The sequence below is a fragment of the Vibrio intestinalis genome, from assembly GCF_025195085.2.
GTDB lineage: Bacteria > Pseudomonadota > Gammaproteobacteria > Enterobacterales > Vibrionaceae > Vibrio > Vibrio intestinalis.
On the sequence record NZ_JANAVY020000010.1, the window covers coordinates 46,376 to 71,907 of the forward strand.

Annotated in this window: 21 protein-coding genes and 1 tRNA gene; 11 read left to right on the forward strand and 11 right to left on the reverse strand. The window is 44.5% G+C overall.

Annotation, left to right across the window (positions count from 1 at the left end):
• Positions 1-80: 80 nt before the first annotated feature.
• The 3 genes from MU515_RS13495 to folB are packed head-to-tail and all read right to left on the reverse strand — an operon-like array spanning position 81 to position 1,745.
• A complete protein-coding gene (locus tag MU515_RS13495; RefSeq protein ID WP_260260947.1) occupies positions 81-884 on the reverse strand; it encodes an undecaprenyl-diphosphate phosphatase in 804 nt (267 codons plus the stop codon).
• Between the two features lie 10 nt (positions 885-894).
• Positions 895-1,389, reverse strand: coding sequence for a 2-amino-4-hydroxy-6-hydroxymethyldihydropteridine diphosphokinase (folK, locus tag MU515_RS13500; RefSeq protein ID WP_260260948.1), 495 nt, complete (start codon positions 1,387-1,389; stop codon positions 895-897).
• Entirely contained in the window at positions 1,386-1,745 is a 360-nt protein-coding gene (folB, locus tag MU515_RS13505) for a bifunctional dihydroneopterin aldolase/7,8-dihydroneopterin epimerase (RefSeq protein WP_260261023.1), read from the reverse strand. Before folB ends, folK begins: the two co-directional genes overlap by 4 nt.
• A gap of 166 nt (positions 1,746-1,911) precedes the next feature.
• Between folB and plsY the strand changes: the two genes are divergently transcribed.
• On the forward strand, positions 1,912-2,523 hold the full coding sequence (gene plsY, locus MU515_RS13510; protein WP_260260949.1) for a glycerol-3-phosphate 1-O-acyltransferase PlsY: 612 nt from the start codon (positions 1,912-1,914) through the stop codon (positions 2,521-2,523).
• 37 nt (positions 2,524-2,560) lie between these two features.
• Here the strand turns inward: plsY and MU515_RS13515 are convergent, their stop codons facing one another.
• Both MU515_RS13515 and tsaD read right to left on the reverse strand, forming a co-directional pair.
• Positions 2,561-3,379 carry an alpha/beta fold hydrolase gene (locus MU515_RS13515; protein WP_260260950.1) on the reverse strand — a complete coding sequence of 273 codons (819 nt, stop codon included), beginning with the start codon at positions 3,377-3,379 and terminating at the stop codon, positions 2,561-2,563.
• 142 nt (positions 3,380-3,521) lie between these two features.
• Complete coding sequence (gene tsaD / locus MU515_RS13520) at positions 3,522-4,538, reverse strand: tRNA (adenosine(37)-N6)-threonylcarbamoyltransferase complex transferase subunit TsaD (protein WP_260260951.1); 1,017 nt, start codon at positions 4,536-4,538, stop codon at positions 3,522-3,524.
• 382 nt (positions 4,539-4,920) lie between these two features.
• Between tsaD and rpsU the strand changes: the two genes are divergently transcribed.
• From rpsU to MU515_RS13555, 7 genes are all read left to right on the forward strand, one after another.
• The gene (gene rpsU / locus MU515_RS13525; RefSeq protein WP_001145625.1) at positions 4,921-5,136 is read left to right on the forward strand and encodes a 30S ribosomal protein S21; all 216 of its coding nucleotides are present in this window, start codon (positions 4,921-4,923) and stop codon (positions 5,134-5,136) included.
• Positions 5,137-5,161: 25 nt separating this feature from the next.
• Positions 5,162-5,605, forward strand: a complete 444-nt coding sequence (locus MU515_RS13530) for a GatB/YqeY domain-containing protein (RefSeq protein ID WP_260260952.1) — start codon at positions 5,162-5,164, stop codon at positions 5,603-5,605.
• A gap of 121 nt (positions 5,606-5,726) precedes the next feature.
• The gene (dnaG, locus tag MU515_RS13535; RefSeq protein ID WP_260260953.1) at positions 5,727-7,508 is read left to right on the forward strand and encodes a DNA primase; all 1,782 of its coding nucleotides are present in this window, start codon (positions 5,727-5,729) and stop codon (positions 7,506-7,508) included.
• 98 nt (positions 7,509-7,606) lie between these two features.
• Entirely contained in the window at positions 7,607-9,463 is a 1,857-nt protein-coding gene (gene rpoD / locus MU515_RS13540; protein WP_260260954.1) for an RNA polymerase sigma factor RpoD, read from the forward strand.
• A 144-nt stretch (positions 9,464-9,607) separates the two neighbouring features.
• Positions 9,608-9,683: transfer RNA gene (locus MU515_RS13545), tRNA-Ile, on the forward strand.
• Positions 9,684-9,864: 181 nt separating this feature from the next.
• Complete coding sequence (locus MU515_RS13550) at positions 9,865-11,604, forward strand: bifunctional lysophospholipid acyltransferase family protein/GNAT family N-acetyltransferase (protein ID WP_260260955.1); 1,740 nt, start codon at positions 9,865-9,867, stop codon at positions 11,602-11,604.
• A 261-nt stretch (positions 11,605-11,865) separates the two neighbouring features.
• On the forward strand, positions 11,866-12,939 hold the full coding sequence (locus MU515_RS13555; protein ID WP_260260956.1) for a TRAP transporter substrate-binding protein: 1,074 nt from the start codon (positions 11,866-11,868) through the stop codon (positions 12,937-12,939).
• Between the two features lie 53 nt (positions 12,940-12,992).
• On the opposite strand, the gene MU515_RS13560 is transcribed toward MU515_RS13555, so the two are convergent.
• The 6 genes from MU515_RS13560 to MU515_RS13585 are packed head-to-tail and all read right to left on the reverse strand — an operon-like array spanning position 12,993 to position 17,808.
• Positions 12,993-14,159 carry a tetratricopeptide repeat protein gene (locus MU515_RS13560; protein WP_260260957.1) on the reverse strand — a complete coding sequence of 389 codons (1,167 nt, stop codon included), beginning with the start codon at positions 14,157-14,159 and terminating at the stop codon, positions 12,993-12,995.
• Complete coding sequence (locus MU515_RS13565; RefSeq protein WP_260260958.1) at positions 14,143-14,817, reverse strand: energy transducer TonB; 675 nt, start codon at positions 14,815-14,817, stop codon at positions 14,143-14,145. Before MU515_RS13565 ends, MU515_RS13560 begins: the two co-directional genes overlap by 17 nt.
• Positions 14,792-15,193: an ExbD/TolR family protein gene (locus tag MU515_RS13570; protein WP_260260959.1), complete on the reverse strand. Its 402-nt coding sequence runs from the start codon at positions 15,191-15,193 to the stop codon at positions 14,792-14,794. Before MU515_RS13570 ends, MU515_RS13565 begins: the two co-directional genes overlap by 26 nt.
• Complete coding sequence (locus MU515_RS13575; RefSeq protein ID WP_260260960.1) at positions 15,177-15,680, reverse strand: MotA/TolQ/ExbB proton channel family protein; 504 nt, start codon at positions 15,678-15,680, stop codon at positions 15,177-15,179. Before MU515_RS13575 ends, MU515_RS13570 begins: the two co-directional genes overlap by 17 nt.
• On the reverse strand, positions 15,680-16,972 hold the full coding sequence (locus MU515_RS13580; RefSeq protein WP_260260961.1) for a MotA/TolQ/ExbB proton channel family protein: 1,293 nt from the start codon (positions 16,970-16,972) through the stop codon (positions 15,680-15,682). The genes MU515_RS13575 and MU515_RS13580 overlap by 1 nt, the downstream gene beginning before the upstream one ends.
• Complete coding sequence (locus MU515_RS13585; RefSeq protein WP_349775460.1) at positions 16,972-17,808, reverse strand: DUF3450 domain-containing protein; 837 nt, start codon at positions 17,806-17,808, stop codon at positions 16,972-16,974. Before MU515_RS13585 ends, MU515_RS13580 begins: the two co-directional genes overlap by 1 nt.
• Before the next feature lie 208 nt (positions 17,809-18,016).
• On the opposite strand from MU515_RS13585, the gene MU515_RS13590 reads away from it, so the two are divergent.
• The 3 genes from MU515_RS13590 (at position 18,017) to MU515_RS13600 (ending at position 25,118) form a co-directional block, all read left to right on the forward strand.
• On the forward strand, positions 18,017-20,488 hold the full coding sequence (locus tag MU515_RS13590; protein WP_260260963.1) for a TonB-dependent receptor plug domain-containing protein: 2,472 nt from the start codon (positions 18,017-18,019) through the stop codon (positions 20,486-20,488).
• A gap of 98 nt (positions 20,489-20,586) precedes the next feature.
• A complete protein-coding gene (locus MU515_RS13595) occupies positions 20,587-22,281 on the forward strand; it encodes an ABC transporter ATP-binding protein/permease (protein WP_260260964.1) in 1,695 nt (564 codons plus the stop codon).
• A 2-nt stretch (positions 22,282-22,283) separates the two neighbouring features.
• Positions 22,284-25,118, forward strand: coding sequence for a M16 family metallopeptidase (locus MU515_RS13600; protein ID WP_260260965.1), 2,835 nt, complete (start codon positions 22,284-22,286; stop codon positions 25,116-25,118).
• The last annotated feature ends 414 nt before the right edge of the window (positions 25,119-25,532 follow it).

Genomic DNA, 25,532 nt, shown 5'->3' on the forward strand with positions numbered 1-25,532 from the left:
AAGACCACATATATACCACAATGTCGCTGTAGGCGCGAGATTGGCTTATGTGGTCTTGCTAGATAAAAGTGACGGTTACGTTAGTTTAATGCCAAAAATGCAAATAAACCAAAGCCCAGAATGAGTCGGTAAATAACAAATGGTGTCATACCCATACGTGAAATCGCTTTCAAGAATAGGTGGATACATAAGTAAGCACTTACAAATGAAGTCACGATACCTGTTAGTAAGAAACCCAAATGTACTGGCTCACCACTGGAGACCAGTTTCAGGCCTAGATAACTGCCCGCTAGTAAGATAATCGGGATAGACATCAAGAATGAAAAACGCGCAGCGGCTTCACGAGTAAAGCCAAGATATAGCGCCGCAGTTATAGTTGCACCAGAGCGAGACGTGCCCGGAATCATCGCCATCGCTTGTGCCACACCAATGAATAGAGCTTTCTTCCAAGTGGCTTGGTATTCGTCATCCACTAACGCAGAGTTTTTATCGACCCACCAAAGCAGCAGACCAAATACGATAGTGGTCGTGGCAATTACCCACGCACTACGTAGATAAAGCTCGATGAAGTCTTTCAGTAATAAGCCACATAGGCCAGCAGGAATGGTGGCAAGCACAATCATCCATGCCAATTTAGCCTCTTTACTGCGATCGCCATTAAAGATGGACGCAAAAAATGCAGATAAAAGAGAGACGACCTCAGCGCGGAAATAGATCATTACCGCCAACAACGTACCAACATGAACAGCAACATCAAATGCCAACCCTTGGTCTTCCCAGCCTAAAACCGCCGAAGGCAGAATTAAGTGCGCCGAGCTAGAAATAGGTAAAAACTCGGTTAGACCTTGGATTAAGGCCAATATAAAGGCTTCAAAATAACTCATTTCAATCTCATTAACGACTAAAGTTAAACCACGGTTTAACCGCAGCAAGCGGCTGAGAATCACTCCCTGCCTTAAAAATTTGTTCTATCGTTCTACCATCATCTGGCACAACAAAATCTGGACACAACTCGCTAAGCGGTTGAATCACAAATCGATATTTATAAATATCACATCTAGGAATTTGAGGCGATTGCTTCGAGACCAGATCACCAAACAAAATTAAATCAAGATCAACGGTGCGCGGTTCAAACTTACCGGCATTTATCTTTCGACCCCATTTAAGCTCAATATTACGCAGTGCCTGTGAAAAATCCGTTAAGCTTAGAGAGGTTCTCAATTCTGCAACAAGATTGTAAAACGGCTCACTATCGAAACCCACCGCATCGCACTCATAAATGGTTGAAATTCTAAGCTGTTCGCCTAAGTGTTCTAGCTCTTTGAGCGCCGCCTCAACGTGCTTTTCTCGATCGATGTTTGAACCAATGCCAATATAGGCAGTGATCATAATTGGCCTCGTTCAATCACCACACCCACGCCTTTCGCTTGAGCAACAGCACCTGGCTTAGTTAAACGAATCTTAATCCAAGGCACATTGAACTGAGTCATGATGATTTCAGCAATTTCTTCTGCCACACGCTCAACCAAAAGAAAACGGCCGTTTTCAATATGATTCAGAACCGCTTCACTCACTTTTGAATAATCCAATGCATCAACCACATCATCACTTTTACCTGCTGGACGGTTGTCATGCGCCATTTCAATATCAAGCACTAGCTTCTGTTTAATTTCTTGTTCCCAATCGTAAACACCGATTGTAGTAATCACTTCAAGTTGCTCGATAAATACTTTGTCCATGCTAATGCTTCCTAATGGCTGGCTCTGTAGAGAGGTCGGATACCCAATAAAGAGAAAAAATCGTACTATTTGCAGCACAAACTGTTATCACTAAGTAGTTTGAGCGTAGCAAGCGCGATATGATATCAATAACTTGCTTTTTAGACACCCGTTTCCATTGAGTTAACTCTTTATGACGCCATTAGCACTCGCCATGATCATTTTCGCCTACCTCTTGGGCTCGATCTCAAGCGCAGTGTTGATCTGTCGGTTACTTAGACTCCCAGATCCACGTGGGGTTGGTTCAAATAACCCCGGTGCGACCAATGTAATGAGGATCGGCGGCAAAAAAGCGGCACTCGCGGTGCTGCTGTGTGACATGCTAAAAGGCACCATCCCAGTGTGGGGCGGCTATTTCTTAAATATTGACCCAATTATCTTAGGTGTGGTGGCTATTGCAGCCTGCCTTGGCCATATGTACCCGCTGTTCTTCCACTTTAAAGGGGGAAAAGGGGTGGCAACAGCACTTGGTGCGATCGCTCCGATCGGCTTAGATCTAACCGCAATGATCATTATCACTTGGCTCATCATCGCTTTAGCTTTTCGCTACTCATCTCTTGCAGCAATAGTGACAGTTTTATTAGCGCCTCTATTTACATGGATGATCAAACCGCACTATACGTTGCCAGTAGCCATGCTCTGCTGCTTGATCGTATTCCGACACCATCAAAATATTCGCCGTTTGTTAGATGGCTCTGAGCCTAAAATTGGTGAGAAAAAGAATATACAAAAGGCCTCATCATGAGGCCTTTGCCATTCTAATCCGGTTTGTGAAAACCTTACTAACGGGTAAATACCTTACTAAGAAAATCTTCAAGCATTGAAGTCACAAATTCTGGTTGTTCTAAGTTGGAGATGTGCCCTGCCTTCGGGATCTGAACCATCTCTGAGCCGCTAATACAATCATTCATCAAGAACGATTCAAGTACTGGACGAGGAATGTCTTCCTGACCCACCGCAATTAACGTCGGCAATGCAAAGTTATCAAGATCTTCAATTTGATCACGGCGGCCAAACACCATTCGACCAATACGTGCTACTTCTGCCGCCTGCTCTCCCACTAAATTAGACAGCTTATTCCTAAACTCTGACACTAAAGCAGGGTTATCTTGCTCTGCATCATTAGCAAAAAACAGCGGTACAACCGCATCAACAATTGGCTCAGGAACGGCTCGCGCGGCACTGATGGTATCGAGCATGGCAAAATATTTCTTATGTGCGACTTCTGGCTCTAGACCAACAAAGGTATCCATTAAAGCAATTCCTTTAACGCGTTGCGGTGCAAGAGTCACTAACTCACAGCCCCACATCCCGCCCACTGAAAGGCCAACAATCGCAAATTCTTCAATCTCTAAATGATCCAATAGCGCTAATACTTGCTTAGCATAATCTTTCAGTGAGCGCGTCGCATTCGGTGCGAAGTCAGATTCACCATGAGCCCATAACTCCGGCACGATACAACGGTAAGACTGGCTTAACGCTTCTACTTGCGGAGCCCACATTTGTGCATCCCACAAATAGCTATGGCCAAAGACAACCACTGGGCCTTGACCTATGTCCTGATAAGCCATCTGCTGGCCTTCAATCGCAAACTTATTCATTCTTCTACTCGTGCTCATATTTGATTTATAAATTCTGAATGGAGATAAAGGATAATGTTATCAAACGAATAAAAAAAGCCGCTCACGGCGAACCTTGCTGAGCGGCTTACAAATAAGACGATTGATAGAAAACGATCGCTGATTATTTAATTGGATCTAATTGATCAATCGGCCAGCGTGGAGTCGCTTGCACTGAAAGGTCAGCAACCTCACCATTTTTCAAACGTTGCATACCGGCATAAGCGATCATGGCGCCATTGTCGGTACAAAATTCGGTACGTGGGTAATAAACTTCACCGCCCATTTTCTCGGCTAGCTTACCTAGCTCTGCACGTAAACGCTTGTTCGCACTTACACCACCCGCCATCACGATGCGTTTTAGGCCAGTTTGCTCAAGCGCACGTTTACATTTGATCGATAGTGTTGCGCAGACCGCTTCTTCAAACGCCAACGCAATATCTGCGCGAGTTTGATCATCATCGCCATTCGCAGCGATCGTATTCGCGGTGAATGTTTTCAAACCAGAAAAGCTCATGTCTAATCCCGGACGATCCGTCATTGGGCGAGGGAATTTAAAGCGCCCGGGCGTGCCTTTTTCTGCCAATTTAGATAGCAGCGGGCCACCTGGGTAATCTAAGCCCATTAGCTTGGCTGTTTTATCGAATGCTTCACCAGCGGCATCATCAATTGATTCACCAAGAATCGTGTATTCACCGATACCTTGAACTTCAACAATCATCGAGTGGCCACCAGACACCAATACCGCCACAAACGGGAATGGTGGTGGATTGTCTTCCAGCATTGGCGCGAGTAAGTGACCTTCCATATGGTGAACAGGTACCGCAGGTACACCCCATGCGTATGCTAGGCTGCGACCAATCGTTGCACCAACGAGTAAAGCGCCGACTAAACCTGGGCCAGCCGTGTAAGCAATACCATCGATATCACTTGGCGTTAGATTCGCATCCGCCATTGCCGCTTTAATCAAAGGAATGGTTTTCTTTACGTGGTCACGTGAGGCCAACTCAGGGACAACACCGCCGTAATCAGCGTGCAGTTTTACCTGACTGTATAGCTGATGGGAAAGTAGCCCTTTTTCATCGTCATAAATAGCGATGCCTGTTTCATCACATGAGGTCTCGATACCGATAATACGCATGGTTAACTCAGATGCTTCTGTCTTCTATTTTAAAATTGGCGCAATCTTACCTTGCCTTGGCCTAGCAAACAAATCTTGACCACCTTGGTTAACGGTCAAAAATCGTTACAAAACCTCAAAGCCTTATCCGTGCTAACGTCAAATCTCACCTACTCTCAGTCGCTTATTTGCTGCTAGAATAAGGAAAATTTTCCTTTCCTCGCTTTAATAAGCACATCGGTTAACTTTAGACGGGTATATAATCGACAAAGTGCTTTACAAAGCCGTAGTGATCGGATTAAAATTCCGCACCATTTTTGATCAAGCTGGTTTGAGACCAAACAAAACTGTTTGGCTCACTAACGTTCCAGCATTAACGAATAACCCCTGAGGTGAAAGGCATATGCCAGTAGTTAAAGTACGTGAAAACGAACCGTTCGACGTTGCACTACGTCGTTTCAAACGCTCTTGCGAAAAAGCAGGTATCCTTTCTGAAGTGCGTCGTCGTGAGCACTACGAAAAACCAACTACAGTTCGCAAACGCGCTAAAGCAGCTGCTCAAAAGCGTCACGCTAAGAAGCTAGCTCGCGAAAACGCTCGTCGCGTTCGCCTGTACTAATCACTAAGTTTAAAAGGATTTAGTGATGGCTCTGATTGATAAACTCAAAGATGAGCAAAAATTAGCGATGAAAGCCAAGGACAAAGTTCGCCTTGGCACTATTCGTTTAGCTCTAGCAGCAATCAAGCAACGAGAAGTTGACGAACGGATTACTCTGAACGACGACGATATCCTTGCTGTGCTGACGAAGTTAGTTAAACAACGTCGCGACTCTGTCGCTCAATACGAATCAGCAGGTCGTCAAGACTTAGCTGACGTGGAAAAAGCAGAAATCATTGTGCTTGAGGACTTTATGCCTCAACCACTGACCGACGAAGAAGTTGCCGCTCTGGTAGACAGTGCAGTAGCAGAATCTGGTGCAGCGGGCATGCAAGACATGGGCAAAGTGATGGCTGTTCTTAAACCACAAATTCAAGGGCGTGCAGATATGGGTAAAGTAAGTGGTTTAGTTCGCGCTAAACTGGCTTAATTTCCCAGACCCATTTGCAACAAGCCGTGCAATCCGATGGAACGCACGGCTTGTTTGTATTCAGGATTTAAGGTCTAGAGACCTCAATTCATTCACCGTTAGTGCGTTTTTCTAAGGTTTTATGGCAGGACACATCCCTCGTAGCTTCATAGATGATCTGCTCGCTCGACTTGATATCGTCGATATCATTGATGCACGCGTAAAACTTAAGAAAAAAGGCAAAAACTACAGCGCATGCTGCCCTTTCCATAACGAAAAGACCCCTTCTTTTAGTGTGAGCCAAGAAAAACAGTTCTATCACTGTTTTGGTTGTGGCGTACACGGCAACGCCATCGACTTCTTGATGGAATACGAACGTCTAGAGTTCGTTGAAGCAATAGAAGAATTGGCCTCATTCCTTGGTTTGGAAGTACCGCGTGAACAGCGCCAAGGTGGATCGTTTCGCAACGATCAACCGCAAGCCAATAGCGAACAAAAACGCAATCTCTATGATCTTCTCGGCAGCATTGCTCAGTTCTACCGTGATCAACTGAAACAACCAAGCAGTAAGATCGCCATTGATTATTTAAAAGATCGTGGCCTATCTGGCGAGATCGTTCAGAAGTTTGGCGTCGGCTATGTCGCCGACGAGTGGGATCTGGTTCGTAAGAACTTTGGCCAACAAAAACAGACTCAAGACATGCTCGTAACTGGCGGTATGTTAATCGAGAACGATAAAGGTAATCGCTATGACCGCTTCCGTGGCCGAGTGATGTTCCCGATTCGTGATCGTCGTGGTCGAGTGATTGGTTTTGGTGGTCGAGTATTAGGTGATGGCACCCCAAAATACCTTAACTCACCTGAAACACCTATCTTCCATAAAGGCAAAGAACTTTATGGTTTGTATGAAGTTCTACAAGCATACCGTGAACCATCTCGAATCCTTGTCGTAGAAGGTTATATGGATGTAGTCGCACTAGCCCAATATGGCGTAGATTACGCAGTCGGAACACTCGGTACAGCTAGTTCTAGTGAGCATCTTCAAACTTTATTTAGGCAAACTAGCACTGTCATATGTTCATTTGATGGCGATAATGCGGGTAAAAAAGCTGCTCGCGGTGCTATGGAACATGCTTTAGAGTATTTAAATGCCAATAAAACCCTAAAAGTAATGTTCTTGCCTGATGGCGAAGATCCTGATTCCTTTGTTAGAAAGTTTGGTAAGCAAAGACTAGAAGAAGAAATGAGCAAAGCGCTTTCTTTACCTGACTTCTTGTTGAAAGATATTTTAGAAAGAGTTGTAGATAACAGTAGCCGAGAAGGTAAAAGACATGTCGTTACTTTGGCTGCTCCTCTTTTAGATAAAACTAAAGATCCTTCTTTAAAAGCTTACCTTTGGAATGAACTAGCTTTAAGAGTTGGTTGGAGCAATGAACAAATTGATAAGTTTCTGTCTGAATTAAAATATAAAAGAGACTCGACTCAAAAAGAAACCCGACCTCAGCCGCATAAAGAGATCAAGCGTACGCCAATGCGTGAGGTGATCGCTTTGCTTATTCAGAATCCGAGCTATGCTGAAATGGTACCTGACCTCACAAGTGTGAGAGATACAGCGATCCCTGGCTTAAGTTTATTCATTGAGGTGCTTGAATATTGTCAACAGCATCCCCATATCAAGACAGGCCAATTGCTAGAGCATTGGCGAAACAGTAACCAAGAACCGTTACTGGCTCGTCTCGCAGGATGGGAAATCCCTCTCGATGACGATAATGAACAAGATATATTTTTAGACTCATTGGATAACGTAATTTGCCAGTGCGTCGAAAAACAAATTGAAAACCTGCAGGCCAAAGAAAGAAGCATCGGTTTATCAACCGACGAAAGAAGGGAGCTGCTAGCACTAATGCTAGATTTGAAAGCGTAACCCTGTTTAATTAGTCAGCAATCAATTAATTTGTTAATATGTATGGTTTGCATCTCGCATACTAATTCCTTCACCAGATACTAAGTTGGATACCGTCTATGGATCAAAATCCGCAGTCACAGCTAAAACAACTTGTCATTAAAGGCAAGGAACAAGGCTATCTGACCTACGCAGAAGTAAACGACCACCTGCCAGCAGAAATCGTAGATTCTGAGCAGGTTGAAGATATCATTCAGATGATTAATGACATGGGTATTCGAGTGGTGGAAACTGCTCCTGATGCCGATGATCTAGCATTGAATGATGATGACACCATTACCGATGAAGATGCTGCAGAAGCAGCCGCAGCTGCACTTTCAAGTGTAGAGAACGAGATTGGCCGTACTACTGACCCAGTCCGCATGTACATGCGTGAGATGGGTACCGTTGAGCTACTAACTCGTGAAGGCGAAATCGACATCGCAAAACGTATTGAAGATGGTATTAACCAAGTTCAAAACGCGGTGGCAGAGTACCCAGGCACTATCCCATACATTCTTGAACAGTTTGATCGTATTCAAGCTGAAGAACTTCGCTTAACCGACCTTATCACAGGCTTCGTTGACCCTGATGCAGATGAAACTGCTGCACCAACGGCGACGCATATCGGTTCAGAACTTGCTGAGTCTGATCTTAAAGATGAAGACGAAGAAGAAAAAGAAGATGATGCTGAAGACGACGAGGATGAGGAAGAAGAAGATACAGGTATTGATCCAGAATTAGCTCTGGAGAAATTCACGGCTCTTCGTAACGCTCACCAAAACCATCAACTTGCAGTAAATGAGTACGGCTCTGAAAGCCCGAAAGCGACAATTGCTCATGAAATGGTTATCGACGTATTCAAAGAATTCCGTCTAACACCTAAACAGTTCGACTACCTAGTAGAAGAATTGCGCACTTCAATGGAGCGCGTTCGTACACAAGAACGTCTTATCATGAAGACGACGGTTGAATACGGCAAAATGCCGAAGAAATCTTTCATCGCACTCTTTACAGGCAACGAGTCAAGCGAAGCATGGTTAGATGAAGTACTGTCATCAGATAAACCATACGCAGAAAAAGTTAAGAAAAGCGAAGAAGACATCCGTCGCTCTATCGCTAAGTTGCGAATCATTGAAGAAGAAACTTCTCTAACGGTTCAAAACATTAAAGACATCAGCCGTCGCATGTCTATCGGTGAAGCAAAAGCTCGCCGTGCGAAGAAAGAGATGGTTGAAGCGAACTTACGTCTAGTAATCTCGATTGCTAAAAAGTACACCAACCGTGGTCTACAGTTCTTGGATCTGATTCAAGAAGGTAACATCGGTCTGATGAAAGCAGTTGATAAGTTTGAATACCGTCGTGGTTACAAGTTCTCGACTTACGCAACTTGGTGGATCCGTCAGGCGATCACTCGTTCAATCGCAGACCAAGCACGTACGATCCGTATTCCGGTGCACATGATCGAAACGATCAACAAGCTAAACCGTATCTCTCGTCAAATGCTACAAGAGATGGGTCGTGAGCCGCTACCGGAAGAATTGGCTGAGCGTATGCAAATGCCAGAAGACAAGATCCGTAAAGTGCTGAAGATCGCTAAAGAGCCAATCTCAATGGAGACACCAATCGGTGACGACGAAGATTCGCATCTAGGTGACTTCATCGAAGATACTACTCTTGAGTTGCCACTAGATTCAGCTACATCTGGTAGCCTGAAAGTTGCAACTAAAGACGTGTTAGCGGGCCTAACGCCACGTGAAGCGAAAGTACTTCGTATGCGTTTTGGTATCGACATGAACACTGACCATACTCTAGAAGAAGTAGGTAAGCAGTTCGACGTTACTCGTGAGCGTATCCGTCAGATCGAAGCAAAAGCACTACGTAAACTTCGTCACCCAAGCCGTTCAGAAACTCTGCGCAGCTTCCTAGACGAGTAATACGAGCTAGTGAATGTGAAAAGGTGAGCAATAGCTCACCTTTTTTGTAGCCAATTGGCTTAAGTGACCAAAAACTAAACGGAATTGCCCCTAGTAGCGGCTAGACACTCCAAGGCTCATCCCCTATAATCATTCACCTAATTTGGCCCCTTAGCTCAGTGGTTAGAGCAGTCGACTCATAATCGATTGGTCCCCAGTTCAAGTCTGGGAGGGGCCACCAAATTCAAGAAAGCCGGAATCGTTCAACACGACTCCGGCTTTTTTATTACTTTTCATTTCTTGATTTCCAGTGCCTTTAATCTAAACGTCATCGGCTAGTCATCCTAACCTCATTAAACTGAAACCCATTTGACACATCAGCCTCATAGACTGCTTGCGATAGCGTTAAGACTGAGGAAGATATGGAAGTTAGCACCCCTTTTCGCCTGCCGCGTAAAACGCCTTTTGGTTTAGCTGAGCATTTTACTGAGTGGGCAACTGGCTTAAATAAACTTGATGGGTTCTACGCCCAAAGACCTGCGCAATGCTCCACAACAGACTTCTTGCGCTTTACCTTAGATATCGACTATCAAGTGGTGAAAGGCAGTTTAGACAACGTACCCAAACAAGGGGCGACGGTCATTGTCGCTAATCACCCGCTTGGCTGCGTGGAAGGCGTTATTCTTGCTGAGCTATTACTGCAAGTCAGAAGCGATGTAAAAATCCTCGCCAATCAATATTTAAAAACGGTACCAGAGCTGGATAACCTATTTATTGGCGTTGATGTATTTAATGGTAAACAAGCCCATAAAGCCAACCTCAAAGCCCTGCGCTGCGCTCATCGCCACTTAGAGCAACAAGGATTATTACTGCTATTTCCTGCTGGTGAAGTTTCACAATTAGTAGATAGTAAAACCAATCGTATTGAAGACAAAGAGTGGAGTCGCTCTGTTAGCGCACTGATCAAAAAGAGTAAAGCCACCACAGTACCAGTATTCATCAACGGGCAGAATTCCAGACGCTTTTACCTTGCAGGAAAAGTACACTCACTACTGAGAACGCTAATGCTCGGACGAGAGCTGATCAATAAAGCTAACCAGCGCATCGATATCTCGATTGGCAGCGAAATAAAATACAAAGAACTGCATGGCTTAGCGGATGATCCCTTGGTTAACTACCTGCGGCTTAACACTTACCTACTTAAACCTGAGCCAAGTAAAGCAACTTTGCTTAACCCCTTTATCGAAGAAACCGCCATTTCACCCGCGCTCCCCATAAAGCGTATCATCGAAGACTTTTCTACTATTCCACAAAAAGATCACCTGCTCACAAGTGGCGATTTTGAAGTGTACTGCACACGCGCGAAGCACATCCCGAATATCTTGTATGAGATAGGCCGATTAAGAGAAATCAACTTTCGCGCGGCGGGTGAAGGGACAGGAAAAGCATTAGATATTGATGAGTTTGACCCTCACTATCGCCACCTGTTTGTATGGGATAAAGAGCAGCAATGCCTAGTTGGCGCATACCGATTAGGCTTGGTGGATGGCTTAATCGATAAGCGCGGGTTAGATGGCCTATACTCACGCACTTTATTTGATTATGACCACGGATTTCTCAATCAGATGGGTAAGTCTATTGAATTGGGTCGCTCGGTGATTGCCGAGCAGTACCAGCGTAGTATGGGCGCACTACTGTTGCTCTGGAAGGGAATCGCAACGTTTATTCACCAAAACCCAGCCTACACGCATTTATTTGGCCCCGTCAGTATCAGCAACGATTACAATCAACATACTCGCCAATTATTAGCTCAGTCGATGACGCTACATCATTACGACGCCCAGTGCGCACAATTGGTTAAACCTACTCACCCATTGCTCACCTCCGTACCACTTGCCACCAGCATGCTAACGGCTCTAGGTGATATTCAACTGTTATCGCGAGTTATTGCCCGCATTGACGAGGGTAAATCAGTACCGGTATTGCTACGTCAGTACTTAGCACTCAATGGCAAGTTAGTTTGCTTTAACGTAGATCCTGCTTTTAATGATGCACTCGATGGCCTGATCGTGGTCGACTTGCGTCAAATTGAATTGAAAACGCTCGCTAGATATATGACTAACCCCCATGCAGAGCACTATCTTAGTTATCATCAGAAATAGTGTAAAACGGCAAAGTCGCAAGGCTTTGCCGTGACCAAACCAGCAGTAATCAAATTACGATCATTTACTAGTCCAATAGTACCTTCCACTTTAAATTTCATCCCTTTTACTCATATACATAGTTTCGCTGCTGGATCTTGGCTTGTGGAAAGCCATTTGTTCTATTTCCAGCTTGGAAGTAATACTCCTCCAGACTTGACGCAAGCACGTAGGCCAAGAAACCTAGCTAAGAACGTAAAGTCATAACAGGAAGTTATAACAATGAATAAGTGGATAAAACACACACTCGCAAGCCTTGCTGGGATATCCCTAGTGTTAGGTTCATTCTCAGCCCTCGCCCAAGAGAAAGTCTACCGTCTAAAACTCGCTGAAACTTGGGGGCCAAACACACCAATTCTCGGTGACGCTTCAAAGAACATGGCGAAACTCGCCGAAGAGATGTCTAACGGCCGACTGCAAATTCGCATCGATTCTGCCAACAAGCATAAAGCGCCTTTAGGTATTTTCGATATGGTTAAATCCGGTCAATACGACCTTGGCCACTCTTCGTCTTACTACTGGAAAGGTAAAGTGCCAAACACACTGTACTTCTCTGCAATGCCTTTTGGCATGATGTCGACTGAGCAATACGCTTGGTTCTACCGTGGAGGTGGCTTAGAGCTGATGCAAGAGGTCTATGCACCACACAACTTACTCTCTTTCCCCGGCGGTAACTCTGATATTCAGATGGGTGGGTGGTTTAAAAAAGAGATCAACACGATTGATGATCTAAAAGGTCTGAAAATGCGTATCCCGGGTTTCGCCGGTGAAGTGATGGCTCGCGTAGGCGCAAAGCCAACCAACATCGCACCGGGTGAGCTTTATACCTCATTAGAACGAGGCACGATTGATGCGCTTGAATGGGCAGGCCCTGCCTTTGACCTACGTATGGGATTTCACAAAATTGCCTCTTACTACTACACCGCTTGGCATGAGCCAGGTTCGGAGACTCAATTCTTAGTCAATAAGAAGACTTGGGACAAGTTACCTGCCGATCTACAAGTAATTTTGGAAACCGCCTTCCGAGTTGCCGCGTTTGATATGTACACGCAAGCCATTGATGCCAATGCAAACAGCTGGGCGTCAATGAGTGAGCAATACCCAGATATCAAAGTGCTCGACTTCCCACCAGAAGTATTGAATCACCTCAATAAAGAAAAACAGCAGTTGTTAGAAGAGTTGGCAGCGTCAGACCCACTGGCGCAGCGCATTATCGACTCACAAGTGAAATATCTATCCAAAGTGCGTGCTTGGACAGACATTTCAACCAAGGCTTATTTGAACACCAAACCTTAAGCTCTCTGTAGCGAGCAGACAATAAAAGGGCTGCGCTGGCAGCCCTTGTGTACTTAAGATTGAGTCAGGTAATCAATCTGAACCAACCACTGTTTGGCTAGCTCTTTATATTGCGTCCCTTCTAAGCGCTTAAATGCTTGCCGAGCTTGTGGCCAGCGTTTCATCTCAAACTCACTGATCGCCACAAGTAAAAACCAGTAGTGGTTACTCTTTTTCTTAGCATCTAGTCGACTAAACATCTCTACCGCTTGCTGCCATTGGCCTTGCTGATAAGCAAGAAGGCCGCGTGTGGTATAGCTATTCTTCTTGTTTGACTTCGCTAGCCACTGCGCCGCTTTCTGTTTATCCCTCGCTAACAAGTAGCTTTGAGTGAGTAATGCCGCATAATGATTATGCTTGGCTAACTCTGGGTGCGCTTCCAACACTTTTACGGCACGAATCGCCGCTTCATGGCGCAGCAATAACTGGCTATAAAGTAGAATAGATCGTTCCGGTAACCGCTTGGCTTTATAAGCACTACCTAGCACCGCCAACGCTTTCTTATCGTTATCCAATTTCAAAAAAGAGTAAGCGTATTTCTCCCAGTACTCTGATTTACCTGAATAACGCTCGACCATCTTACTCAACACCGAGTTCACTTTACGCCAGTTTTTTAACTGTTGATAGCTGCCTAACAGAAAGCGATAACGCTGCTCAGTTGCTTGATAACGAACCCCTTCCTCCATAGCGTTCGCCGCAGATTTAAACTGCTCACGATTATAAAGGCTGTATGCTTTTAGCGAATAAAGCTCGGCGTAATCCGCCACTTTCGGCTTATCTTTCGCTTCATACTTGTAGCTAAGCCATTGATCCGCCCTTTTAATTACGGTTGTGTAATCTTGAGTTTGGTAATGAAGCTGCGCTGACAAACGGGCCAGTTGCTGCTTTTTATCCGCCTGTTCAGTGAGATGAAGTAAACGCTCGACTGAACTTGCTGCGCACTGATAACGGTTCAATGCGATACAAGCTTGCACATGCAGATACGCAGCCATCTGCTGTGATGACTTATCAGCTGATGCGACTTGCTTTTCAAACAATTCAACGGCTTGCAATGTCGCTAGAGGATCTTTTTGTAACTGAGCTTGCAAGCGCTGATAAGTTTGGTAGTAGCGAGCTTCGTTTGCCGATACTGCACTCGCAAACAAAACCAGTACGAGCAGCAGGCTATTTTTCCAGTTCATAACGTATGGTTATCCTCTGCCATTGAGTGGTTTCAGGAGCAGCAAAACGCCAACGAATCACGGCACGTTTTGCAGAGCGTGCAAAAACACCTTTTGGCTGCTCATCCAACACTTGAATGTCCTCTGCTCGGCCATCTGTTGCGACTTTAATTTTCAAGGTGACATAACCTTCAATCGCATTCTGCTTCGCTTTTGTTGGGTATTGTGGCGGTACTTGAAACACTGGCTTAGCTTGTGCCAACGCACTGCTCATCACGCTACCTTCAGCTTTGCCTTTCGGGCTAAAGGTCAAACTCACTAGATTTAAGTCTGGCTTTGATTTATCTATCGGCACCTTAATATCTGGAATAGCCACTGTGGTATCCATATTAAGCGTCGAGAGATTTAACACCGTAGGAGGCGGAGGCATTGAAGTATTTTGTGGCGCTTGGCTTACCTCAAAAATCTGCTCAATTTCAGGTTCAGGCGCATCTGCTTGGCGTGGCTGAAAAACCGCAGCCAGGCTGACAGTCTTTCTTGCCTCAACTTTATGTTTGCCGATCGTCAGCCAATACATCAAGCTAACAAGGACTATATTCACAATCAGTGCAGACAACCAAAATAGAGCCTGTTTAGACAAGCTCAATCGTGCGTTAGGATTCGGTAGCAACAGCGACATTGTTCACTCCCGCAATTCTCACTTTATCGATCACTTGGATCAAACGACCGCTGTCTACCGACTTATCGACATCAATCACTACTGAAACATTGTTCGCTTGAGAAGCTTTTTGCTTCACCCGTGCAGTTAGCATCGACACTTCGACATTCTGATTGTCTAACCAGACTTGGCCTTGATCATCAATCGTCACCATCACCGACACACTCGAAATGGCGTCAGTCACTTGGCTATTTGGTCGCTCGACTTTAATTTGATTCTGCTGCTGAAAAGATGCCGACAAAATAAAGAAGATCAATAAGATAAACACCACATCAATCAGCGGGGTCATATCAACATTGGCTTGTTCACCACCATCACCACTATGACGATAACGCATGGTTCACCTCCAATTGAGCACGCAGTTGAGCCAAATGACGCAACTTACGCTGATTCAAGTTATGCACGAAATATAGACCCGATAAAGCAGTAACTAAGCCACACAAAGTTGTCAGCAATGCTTGAGAAATACCTCCAGACAGCTGACGCTGAATGTCTAGCTGATCTAACTGACGAAAGCTGTCAATCATGCCATCTACAGTTCCTAGCAAGCCAAGTAACGGAAGAATTTTTACCATCACCGAGATCCAAACTAAACCTTGATTTAACTGTTGATCGGCTTGGTTTAGCCATGTTGTGCAAACTTGCTGGTAAGCTTTATGGGATAAATTCGCGGCACACTGTTTGTACTGACCTACAGCAAGATCAAACTGCTGGCGGCTATGATTTTGATTGGCGTAGGAGCGAACGATCAACCACCACATGATGGTAGACAAACCAATAATGCCCCAAACCAAAGGACCCGCTCGTAAAATAAAATCGAACATTACGAGTCCTTTTGAGCCTGTTGTTGACGCAGTACGATAAGACCAGCACTTTGCTGTTCAAGCACTTCAATCAACTGGTTGCTTTGCGCTTTCAAACCGCAATGCAGCAGCAGAAGCGGTACTGCAACCATCAGACCGAGCTCGGTAGTCAATAGTGCCTGAGAAATACCACCAGATAGCAACTGGCTGTCAGCGCTGCCATGCTCGGTGATCACGCGGAATGTTTCAATCATGCCGCCTACAGTACCCAGTAGACCAAGCAGTGGCGGGATGCTCGCAAACACAGCTAAACTACCAACGCCAAACTTTAACTTCGGCACTTCTTTGAGGACAGCTTCATCAATCACCGCATCAAGCTGCTCTAAAGAGCTCTTTTCGGTTGCAAGAATCACTCGACCTAAAGCGTTATCGTCACTAGCTTCTCTCTGATTCATTTGCTGCTTAATGGCCTGTTTTTCTTTACGTAATACAAGGCCACGCCCTAGCGCAATCACAACACCAGTAAGGCCAACTAAACCAATAAGAATGCCAACAACACCTGCCGGTGCTAGACGTTCAAACCAAGTGGGAGCAACCGCTTCTTGTGCCAATAAAGCGCCAAAGCTTGGGTCAATTACACTCTGCTGTGAAGAAATTTCACGGCTTGGCTGCGGGGTCATTTGCGCCCACATCTGCTCACTCGGTAAATACGTTAGCCATTGATATTGATCCGAAGTTGTAGAGTAAGCGGTAAAAGGGCCAAATTGAGTAACGTTTGATTGCTGTGGTAAACCATCAGGTAATACAACCGTTTGTTCACTTTGCAGCACTTTACCCGACAGGACAATTTGCTCAGTTAGTGCCAACCAAAGCGACTTAATTTGAGCAATATCCACGGATTGTTCATCAAGGGTTTTAAATCCGGACTGGTCATGTTGCCAAAGGCCGTGGGGCATAGTGCGCTGCAACATCAAATCGCCATGTTCCACCACATGTTTAAATACGCTAGCCATCGCATCACGCTGAGTTTGATACTGGCTACGGCGCTGTTTGAGCTTTTCCTGCAAGGCCAAGATCTTATCTTCCAAGGCAATATTGGCTTGGTTAGTGGCTGCCAATTTTTGCGTGGCTTGTTTGAGGTCTTTTTCTACTTGCTTAAGTTCAACGCGAGCATGATTAACAGCCTGCTGCGCCTGTTGCTTTTCAATCACACTACCCTGTCGCACTTGCTGAAGCACTTGCTCCATAGACGAGTTTGCAATAGCAAATTGACTGCTCACTAAAGTAAGGGCTAATACTGTAATACGCTTCATTATTTCGCCTCCACGATAGGTTGAGACATCATTGGAGGAAGGATAAGAACTTGAGGCAAGGCTTTACCCATAGCCATTGAGCTGGCTTGTTCTAGATGAGGAATCCAATCCGCTGATAGCGCTTGCCATTGACCTTGCAGCCCCTCTTGACTCGCTTGCCACTGAGCCGCTTGTTGACCATCTGTCGTAACGTAGTAAAAACCTAAACGTCCAATACGAACATAATTGACCAATCGCTGGTCTAGCTTTCCCTGCCAGCTTTCTGTGGTGTAACCGTAGCTAAGCTCAACTTGGTAAGCGTCCAAAATAGCGAGCATTTTATCGCCTTCGGTCAAACTTGAATCCGCCACCAAATGATGAAGGTTTTCCAAGCGTGCTTTTCGCTCATCAACTAAAAATGGCGCGTCGGCAGAGAGGATGTTTTCTAGTGCAGCAACCATATCCTCCATTAAAGGCGCTAGTGTCATACGAGTATTACGCAGCTGTGCTTGCTTCGATTCAATATCAAGCAAAGCACTTTCTAACGAAGCCACTTGCTTCATCAGTAATTGATTATATTTTTCGGCTAACTGCTGCTCTCGAAGAGTTTGACGATATTGCGCAATTAATGCCTGAGTTTTGTCATCCAATGACTCAATTTTAATTTGTGCAGACTGACTCGCATTTACGCCTTTCGTATCTTCACTCAATACTGAATTTAATTTTTGCGCAAACGTTTCACTAGAAAATATGAGTAAAACAGACAGGCTTAATAACAGAGCAGAATATCCAGCCCTATTTTTATAGGTTAAAAACAAAATGTAATCTCCGACATCACTATTATTCAATACATACAATTAACAACTAAAGTCGATTATTTTTAACCAATTTACCCAGTCTATTGTTCTGTATATTTAATTCTATGAATTTTATCATTTAGTCGAAATGATAACAATTGCCATTAAGATTTACATTATGATATCGTGCCGCGAAATAGTGGATAGACCTATAAAAAGCCACCCAATCAGAACATAAGTTAACTATTACAAACATAGACAGAATGATATGAAACAAGCAATAGCTCTCCTGTTAGGCTTGTTCAGTACAGTAAACAGTTATGCTGAACAACCTAATGAACAAGAAGTGGTGGTGAAAGATAAAGTTGAAGCCCCTCTCACAAATAAACAAACTCTTAACTCAGACGATATAAATAAACGCCCTACGGGTGATGGCAACATCACCGACTTATTGAAAACTAATCCAGGCGTGCAATTTTCTAATAGCGCAAACAATGGCATGACTCAGGGCGAAATTAAGCCCGGTGATATTTCCATTCACGGCTCTACTTCGTACCAAAACTCTTTTACCTTGGATGGTATGAGCATCAATAACGATATTGATCCAGCAGACAATAAATTAGGCGTCACTAACAGCAACCTGTCATCTGATGAACAAGGTTTTTATTTAGATAGTCGCTTGATCGATAGCGTGACGGTTTATGACGCAAACATCCCAGCTGAATTTGGCGGTTTTACCGGCGGTGTTGTCGAAACGAAAAGCCGCAGTTGGCAAGGCGGTACATCAGCGAACGTTTACTACCGACAAACAGATTCTGATTGGAATAAAACTCACGTAGACGACAAGCTTGAGTTTGATACTAAAAACAATGACATGAGCAACCCTGCTCGCTTCCAACCGGACTACATAAAACGCAGCTATGGCGTAAGCTTTGAAACCGGTATTACCGATGACCTTGGCTTGGTCGCATCTATCTCCCGCAGAACATCCTCTATACCGATGGCGCGAGTAGGAGGTAAGAGTGTGGTATTGGAAGGAACCAAACTCACTGGGTTTGAATATCAAGACTCTGTCGAAGATCAGACTCGCGTCTCTGATAACTTCTTCACTAAACTGACGTGGTACGCGACGCCAAGAACAACAGCAAATCTAAGTGTTGCTATTTCTCAGTATGAGTCAGAGCTATTTATGAATGGCGTTGCGAATTCAGATTACATCGATGAGCACGATGGCATTTCGACTAATCTACAAATCGCACATATGTTTGATTCAGGTACTTTAGATATCAATCTTGGCCATCAAGATATGCGTGACAAACGTACCAGCGAACAAAATTACTTCGTACAGCTAGAAGATTTCACTGATTGGCAAAATCCAGTCACTTACGCTTCTGGCGGTCCTGGTAACTTGCTTACAGAACAGGCGAACTCTACCTTTAAAGGCAAATTTGCATTCAACCCTATCGCTTTAGGTGAAGTGACAAATCAAATCAATATCGGCGGAGAAGTAACCCATACAAAAGCGAGTTTCATTCGAGATGAGACTTACTTCCGCAATGGCTATCGTGGTATGTGGGATATGATGGATTACATCAACTATGCCGACCAAGTTGATGCATTCTTCGCGGGTACTTACACCACTAAATACACTAATACCTCGCTGTTTGCTGAAGACATCATTAAGTATCAAAACTTAACCTTACGACCAGGTATCCGTATCGATCGCGACGACTTCGTTAGAAATACCAATATAGCCCCTCGAATGACGGCAAGCTTAGATATCAACAACGATGGCGCAACGGTTGTGACTGCGGGCATGAACCGTTACTACGGTCGTTCAATGCTGACTTACGCTTTGTATGAAGGGCAAAACGCTGGCTTAAAACACTGTTATATGATGTGTAACCCTAATAGTGAAGAGCAAGATGCTTGGATTGCTACGCAAGACTACGAAGGCATGGATCAACTTGATACACCATACAATGACGAATTCACCATCGGTCTTCAACAAATGTGGCGCAATAGTATTTGGTCGTTGAATTACGTATACCGTGAAGGTCACGATGAAGTGCGCAGCCGTCCTAAATACCCAGGTACGACTGATGGTGATCTAGCACGAATCAAAACGTTTGATAACGGCGGCGAAACCGTTCACAACAGCGTATCCCTTACTGTACGCAACCGTCTACCAGTCGAAATCATCCAAACTCAGAATACACTAAGTGCCTCTTTAGTTTGGCAAGATACGCAAAGTAATACACCAAGTGATATGGGTTATGCCGCTTATGATCCAAACATTAACCTTGATTACGACAAAGTAATGTATGACGGCAATATTATCAGTGCTGCCGATCTGCCAAGTACCGATTTCAATGCCCCTTGGCGTGCAAACTTCGAGTTGATTACTCAACTTCCTCAATATGGCATGACCGTTTACAACCTTTGGCAATGGCAAGAAGGTAGAGACCAAGCCACACGTCACGACAATGACTACGCGATTGATCCTTCAACGGGTAAGCAGGTTCGCGAATACCAAAAAGTTGAGTTCTCAGACACCTTCCGTTGGGACTTAAAAGCCGAATGGAAACCTAGCTTTGCCAAGGGAGCAGCTGTCTCTGCTGAGATCACTAACTTACTCAATAACAAGAACGCGACTGACTCATTCGTTTCCGGTGGTGAAGTGTACCGTACCTACGAAGCGGGTCGTCAGTTCTGGTTACAGGCAAGCTACGACTACTAAACTAAACAATCCTTAGATGGGCAGGATCTCCTGCCCTTTCCTGATCGTGGTGTTGGCATAACTCACTACGTTCAAACAACACTGAAGCAATAATAACTATGAAGCAACTCTCCCAATACTGGCGACTCGTAAAGCCATTTTGGCTTTCAAAGCAACGCTTGTCCTCGCTCGGATTACTTATCGTCATTATTAGTATGACTTTTGGCTCAGTTTGGTTAAGCGTACAGTTCAACCAATGGAATGGTGATTTTTATAATGCCTTACAGCAATTAGACGGCAGCAAGATCTACGCTCTACTGGGGCAATTTGCCATATTGATCAGTGCCATGATCCTCGTTTCGGTATACAGCAGCTTTTTACAGAAAAAGTTATTAATTGACTGGCGCACATGGATGACCGAGCAACTTGCAAGTCACTGGCTATCGGATCAACAGCACCACTATCACCTAAAGCTTGCTCAACAAGAGCCAGACAACCCAGATCAGCGTATTGCCGAAGATATCTATCTACTGATCGACCTTTCTTTGGATCTATTGCTGTCATTCTTACGTTCCATTCTGACTCTTGGCTCATTCATAGCCATTCTATGGAGCTTGTCTGGTGAAATGACATTCAATATTGGCGGGGAAGAATGGCATATTCCGGGCTACATGGTTTGGACTTGTATTGGCTACACCATTCTTGGTACGGCAATTACACACTGGATCGGTAAGCCACTACAGCGACTCAACTTTAATCAACAAAAACGCGAAGCTGATTTCCGCTCCGCATTGATTGAACGACGTGAACACAGTGAAATGATCGCTGGCCAAAAGGGTGAATCCGTAGAACGAACAGAGTTAAGCAACAGCTTCACCCATGTTGCTCACAACTGGTACAAGCTAATGGTCAAAGAGAGAAACCTAGGTTTCTTCACCGTTGGTTATTCACAAATTTCAGGAATTGCGCCGATCTTCTTTGCCTTGCCTCAGTTCCTGTCCGGAGCGATTCAGCTTGGCGGTCTAATGCAAATCAGAATGGCCTTTAGACAAGTCTCTGGATCGCTAAGTTGGTTTATTTACTCATACCGTGATCTTGCCAAGCTCAGTGCTACTGTCGAACGTTTGACAACCTTTATCGATAAACTTGAGCAGATTTCTCCTTCTGACGTACCTCAAAAGCCAACGGAAAATCTAGCGGTAAACGCCAACTTAAGTTTGCTACAGCGTGATCTAACACCACTGTTTACTCTGGGTAACTTTGAGGTGAACCAAGGCGAATTTACGTTGATTAAAGGACGCTCAGGGTTAGGTAAATCGACATTATTAAGAACACTTAGTGGCTTTTGGCCTCACTACCAAGGTGAATATCAGCGTATCGATAGTTTATGGATTCCGCAGAAACTGTACCTGACCACTGCAAGCCTAAAATCACTTCTTTGCTACCCACAATCAGCAGACAAGTTCAGTGATGAACAGTGCCTAAACGTACTTGAACAAGTTGGTTTAGACCAATTAAGTCCTCAACTTGATGCTAGCGAACCATGGTCAACTCGCCTTTCTGGTGGCGAACAACAACGCCTGATGATCGCACGAGTGATGTTAAATCGCCCTAGCTTAGTGATGCTTGATGAGACCACCTCATCACTTGATAAAGATGCCTCGATTTCTTTAGTGAAGACACTGCGTCAAACACTACCTAACACAGCCATCGTAATGGTAAGCCACCAAAGTGAACTTTGGCCGCTTGCAGATCAATTGATCGACCTTGATCAACCTAGTCATGCATTAACGCCAAATTCTATGGAAGCCTAATTATGAAGATTCTAAAACCGACTTTAATCACTATTGCTATCGCAGCAACTATCGGCTTAGTTGGATGCCAAACCACATCAGCACCCACAGCTAACACGGCACAATCAACCCAATATCAGCCACTACCAGTAAGACAAGACATCTTCCAATATTGGTTAGACAATGGCATGCAAGTCATCCTTCAACCGAGGAAAATTCCAGGCGTAGAAATGCGTCTATTGGTGCACTCTGGCTCTCTTCAAGAAACCGACCAGCAGCGTGGCCTCGCCCACTTTGTTGAGCATATGGCATTCAAAGGCACGACCAACTTCCCAAATAGCCAAAGCTTTAAAACGCTAGAAGCACAAGGGATTAACCTAGGTTCGCATGTGAATGCGGTGACAAGTTACAACAGCACTACCTACAAATTATCTCTGCCCCATTCAAACCCAAAAACCACTCACCTTGGATTGAACATTTTGTCTGATTGGGCAAGTGAGATTAGCTTCAACCCTGAAGATTTTAACCGTGAGCGTGAAGTCATCGTTGAAGAGTGGCGCTTGAGACAAGGTGTTGGTGCTCGCATTAACGAACAACTAGAGTCACTACGTTATGAAGGCAGTCGACTGGCTGAGCGTAACGCCATCGGTACGATAGACGTAATTCGCAATGCACCTGTTGAAGAAGCTGTGGCTTACTACAAAAAATGGTACCAGCCACAACGTATGACTTTAGTTGTATCTGGCATGTTCGACAACTTCGAGGTTCGTCGTTCAATTGAAACTCTTTTTGCCAATAAAGCCAGAGGTGATACACCTGTAGATCCACTGCAATGGCAAGAGTTCACCTCTCACTCACAGCTAAAAACGGCAACCGTATTTGACCCAGAAAATAGCCGTCGTTTCATGCAGCTTATCCTGCAAAGAGATATAGACGTACCACTGAACACGGTTGAAGGACAATGGCAAGAAACCCTTGATACGCTTTGGTTATCAGTGCTTAACCAGCGCTTAGCGATTCTGGTTGCCAACGGGAAATTAAAGTCAGCACAGGCAATTAAGCAAAGCCATCTACTAAGCAAAACTCGCCTGCAATACTTGATCGTTGCTCATCCATTTAATGATCAATACCAAGCAACATTCGAACAAGTATCGACTGAACTACAGCGATTAGCTAAGCAACCCATCAGCTCTGAGGAGTTGGCGACGGCTAAAGAGCAAATGCACGGCAAAATTGAGCAACAAGCGAAATATCACACTCGTTATGGCAATCAATATCTAGCAGACCAATTAGTACAAGCAGACAACTATGGTCTACCAATGATGGATAAGCCGCAGCAATTGGCACTGACAGAGGCCTTCTTGGCGTCGCTGACTACGCAAGATATACAACAAGCGGTAGCGACAAGAATCAACGTCGCTTCACCAAAACTGGCCTTGGTAGGCCCAGATAGTGATGCTAAATCTGTCGATATCAATCAGTTCATCACAAAGTGGCAAGAGATCCGTCATTCAGCGCCACCAGCTTTCACGCTCACTGAACCAAAAATCTCAATTGATATTAAGCCTGCGGTAAAAGGAAAAATCGTTTCTAGTGCTTCAATTGATTCATCTAGCGAGCAAGACATTAACGAGTATCAGCTTTCTAACGGCATGAAAGTCGTGGTGATGAGCCAACAAGGATTAAAAGGCGGTACTCAAATAAACCTAAGACTAAAAGGCGGTCGCTCACTCGAACCGAATAACGAATTGGGTGTAGTGGATTGGGCAGGTAAACTCGCTCAACAGTGTGGCTATGGTGATCTCACCTCGCATCAAGTGAACCAATGGAGCAAGCAGCATCAAGTGTTTGCCTCTCCATACAGTGAGTTACTCCACCATGGATTCACGGCATCAGCGGAAGCCGAACAATTTGATCAAGCACTAAGCTTATTGTATTTCAAACTCACTCAAGCGAATGCCTGCCAAGACAAATTAGCTGAAATGAAGAAAGCCACTTTGCAAGGGCTAACCAAAGTGCCTGCGGAACGTATTTTCATGGATCAAATCAGCCAATCAGCTTTTGAGCACAGCGAGCGTTTAATTGCAGACAAAAACGGCCCATGGCAGCAGTTCACCGTTGAGCAACTCACTCAGTGGCGCGAGCGTTTATATAGCGACCCATCACAAATGATCACCACCATTGTGACCAACAGCGATAGTAAGACACTGCTACCAAGTATTGAGAAATGGTTGGGTGGTATTGAGCCTAACGTACAACCTCAACTGAAAGCGGTGGATCGTGGCGTTCGCCCAGTAGCGAAACAAGAAACTAAACGGTTTGATATTGGATCAAGTAATAAAGCCATGGTGCAAATTCAATACAGTAATAGCCACGACTGGTCGCTAGAAGATCAAAGTGCACTACAGTTATTAGAGCAAATTACCAACATGAGACTACGTGAAACGGTGCGCGTTAAAGCATCTGGCGTTTACGTGATTAATATGTCGCAGATGCTTGCTCGTGATCCTGCCCCTTACTACTTAGCAAGGTTGAACTTTACAACCGCTCCGCAACGGGCTGAAGGTTTAGTGAAACTCGCCAATGCAGTTGTGCAGCATGTTCGTACAAACGGAGTTACACAGCAAGAGTTAAACCAAGCGAAAAAAGCGTGGCTAGTGAATCAAGAACAGCAGGAGATATACAGTGACTATTGGTCTGCTTCTCTTAGCCAAGATAGCTTTAGTGAGCAGCCGTATAAAAATACCTTAGAAGCGAAAGCCTATATTGAAGATGTAGAACTTAGCCATGTAAACCAACTGGCTGCATCTTTGTTAGGACAGAATCAAAAAACCTACCTACTGATGCCGAAAAAATAAAAGCGAGCGTAGAAAGCGCGGTAATCACTGTTGCAGCGCTTTCTACCACTTTCGTACTACATAATTATTATGAACTGGCAAGACAAAAAGTGTCTTAAAACTACAAAACAAACCGAAAATCGACACAGATCACATCAACACCGATACCACCGACAACACCAAGTGAGACTCAGATCACCTTTACTGATAATTCGAAGATCAAATTAAGCCATAGAGAGATCTAGATCACTTAACTGATGCATTTCAAATTAAGCAAAATAAGATCTTGATCGACAAATAATTATTGACTTTTAGCTATTGAAGGATTTGTTATTAAATTACACGCCATATTAGTGAAGAAGATCACGAAGAATTGAACAAATAGGATGAATTTTTTGGCGTTGGTCACGAAAAACCCGTCGTCAGTTCTAAACT

Coding starts and splice junctions, on each gene's coding strand:
- folK (WP_260260948.1), bottom strand. CDS start 1,389: ATGATCACTGCCTATATTGGCATTGGTTCAAACATCGATCGAGAAAAG.
- MU515_RS13600 (WP_260260965.1), top strand. CDS start 22,284: ATGAAGATTCTAAAACCGACTTTAATCACTATTGCTATCGCAGCAACT.
- MU515_RS13565 (WP_260260958.1), bottom strand. CDS start 14,817: ATGTCGCTGTTGCTACCGAATCCTAACGCACGATTGAGCTTGTCTAAA.
- MU515_RS13530 (WP_260260952.1), top strand. CDS start 5,162: ATGGCTCTGATTGATAAACTCAAAGATGAGCAAAAATTAGCGATGAAA.
- plsY (WP_260260949.1), top strand. CDS start 1,912: ATGACGCCATTAGCACTCGCCATGATCATTTTCGCCTACCTCTTGGGC.
- MU515_RS13560 (WP_260260957.1), bottom strand. CDS start 14,159: ATGAACTGGAAAAATAGCCTGCTGCTCGTACTGGTTTTGTTTGCGAGT.
- MU515_RS13575 (WP_260260960.1), bottom strand. CDS start 15,680: ATGTTCGATTTTATTTTACGAGCGGGTCCTTTGGTTTGGGGCATTATT.
- tsaD (WP_260260951.1), bottom strand. CDS start 4,538: ATGCGTATTATCGGTATCGAGACCTCATGTGATGAAACAGGCATCGCT.
- rpsU (WP_001145625.1), top strand. CDS start 4,921: ATGCCAGTAGTTAAAGTACGTGAAAACGAACCGTTCGACGTTGCACTA.
- rpoD (WP_260260954.1), top strand. CDS start 7,607: ATGGATCAAAATCCGCAGTCACAGCTAAAACAACTTGTCATTAAAGGC.
- MU515_RS13595 (WP_260260964.1), top strand. CDS start 20,587: ATGAAGCAACTCTCCCAATACTGGCGACTCGTAAAGCCATTTTGGCTT.
- MU515_RS13515 (WP_260260950.1), bottom strand. CDS start 3,379: ATGAATAAGTTTGCGATTGAAGGCCAGCAGATGGCTTATCAGGACATA.
- MU515_RS13550 (WP_260260955.1), top strand. CDS start 9,865: ATGGAAGTTAGCACCCCTTTTCGCCTGCCGCGTAAAACGCCTTTTGGT.
- MU515_RS13495 (WP_260260947.1), bottom strand. CDS start 884: ATGAGTTATTTTGAAGCCTTTATATTGGCCTTAATCCAAGGTCTAACC.
- MU515_RS13570 (WP_260260959.1), bottom strand. CDS start 15,193: ATGCGTTATCGTCATAGTGGTGATGGTGGTGAACAAGCCAATGTTGAT.
- dnaG (WP_260260953.1), top strand. CDS start 5,727: ATGGCAGGACACATCCCTCGTAGCTTCATAGATGATCTGCTCGCTCGA.
- MU515_RS13590 (WP_260260963.1), top strand. CDS start 18,017: ATGAAACAAGCAATAGCTCTCCTGTTAGGCTTGTTCAGTACAGTAAAC.
- MU515_RS13555 (WP_260260956.1), top strand. CDS start 11,866: ATGAATAAGTGGATAAAACACACACTCGCAAGCCTTGCTGGGATATCC.
- MU515_RS13580 (WP_260260961.1), bottom strand. CDS start 16,972: ATGAAGCGTATTACAGTATTAGCCCTTACTTTAGTGAGCAGTCAATTT.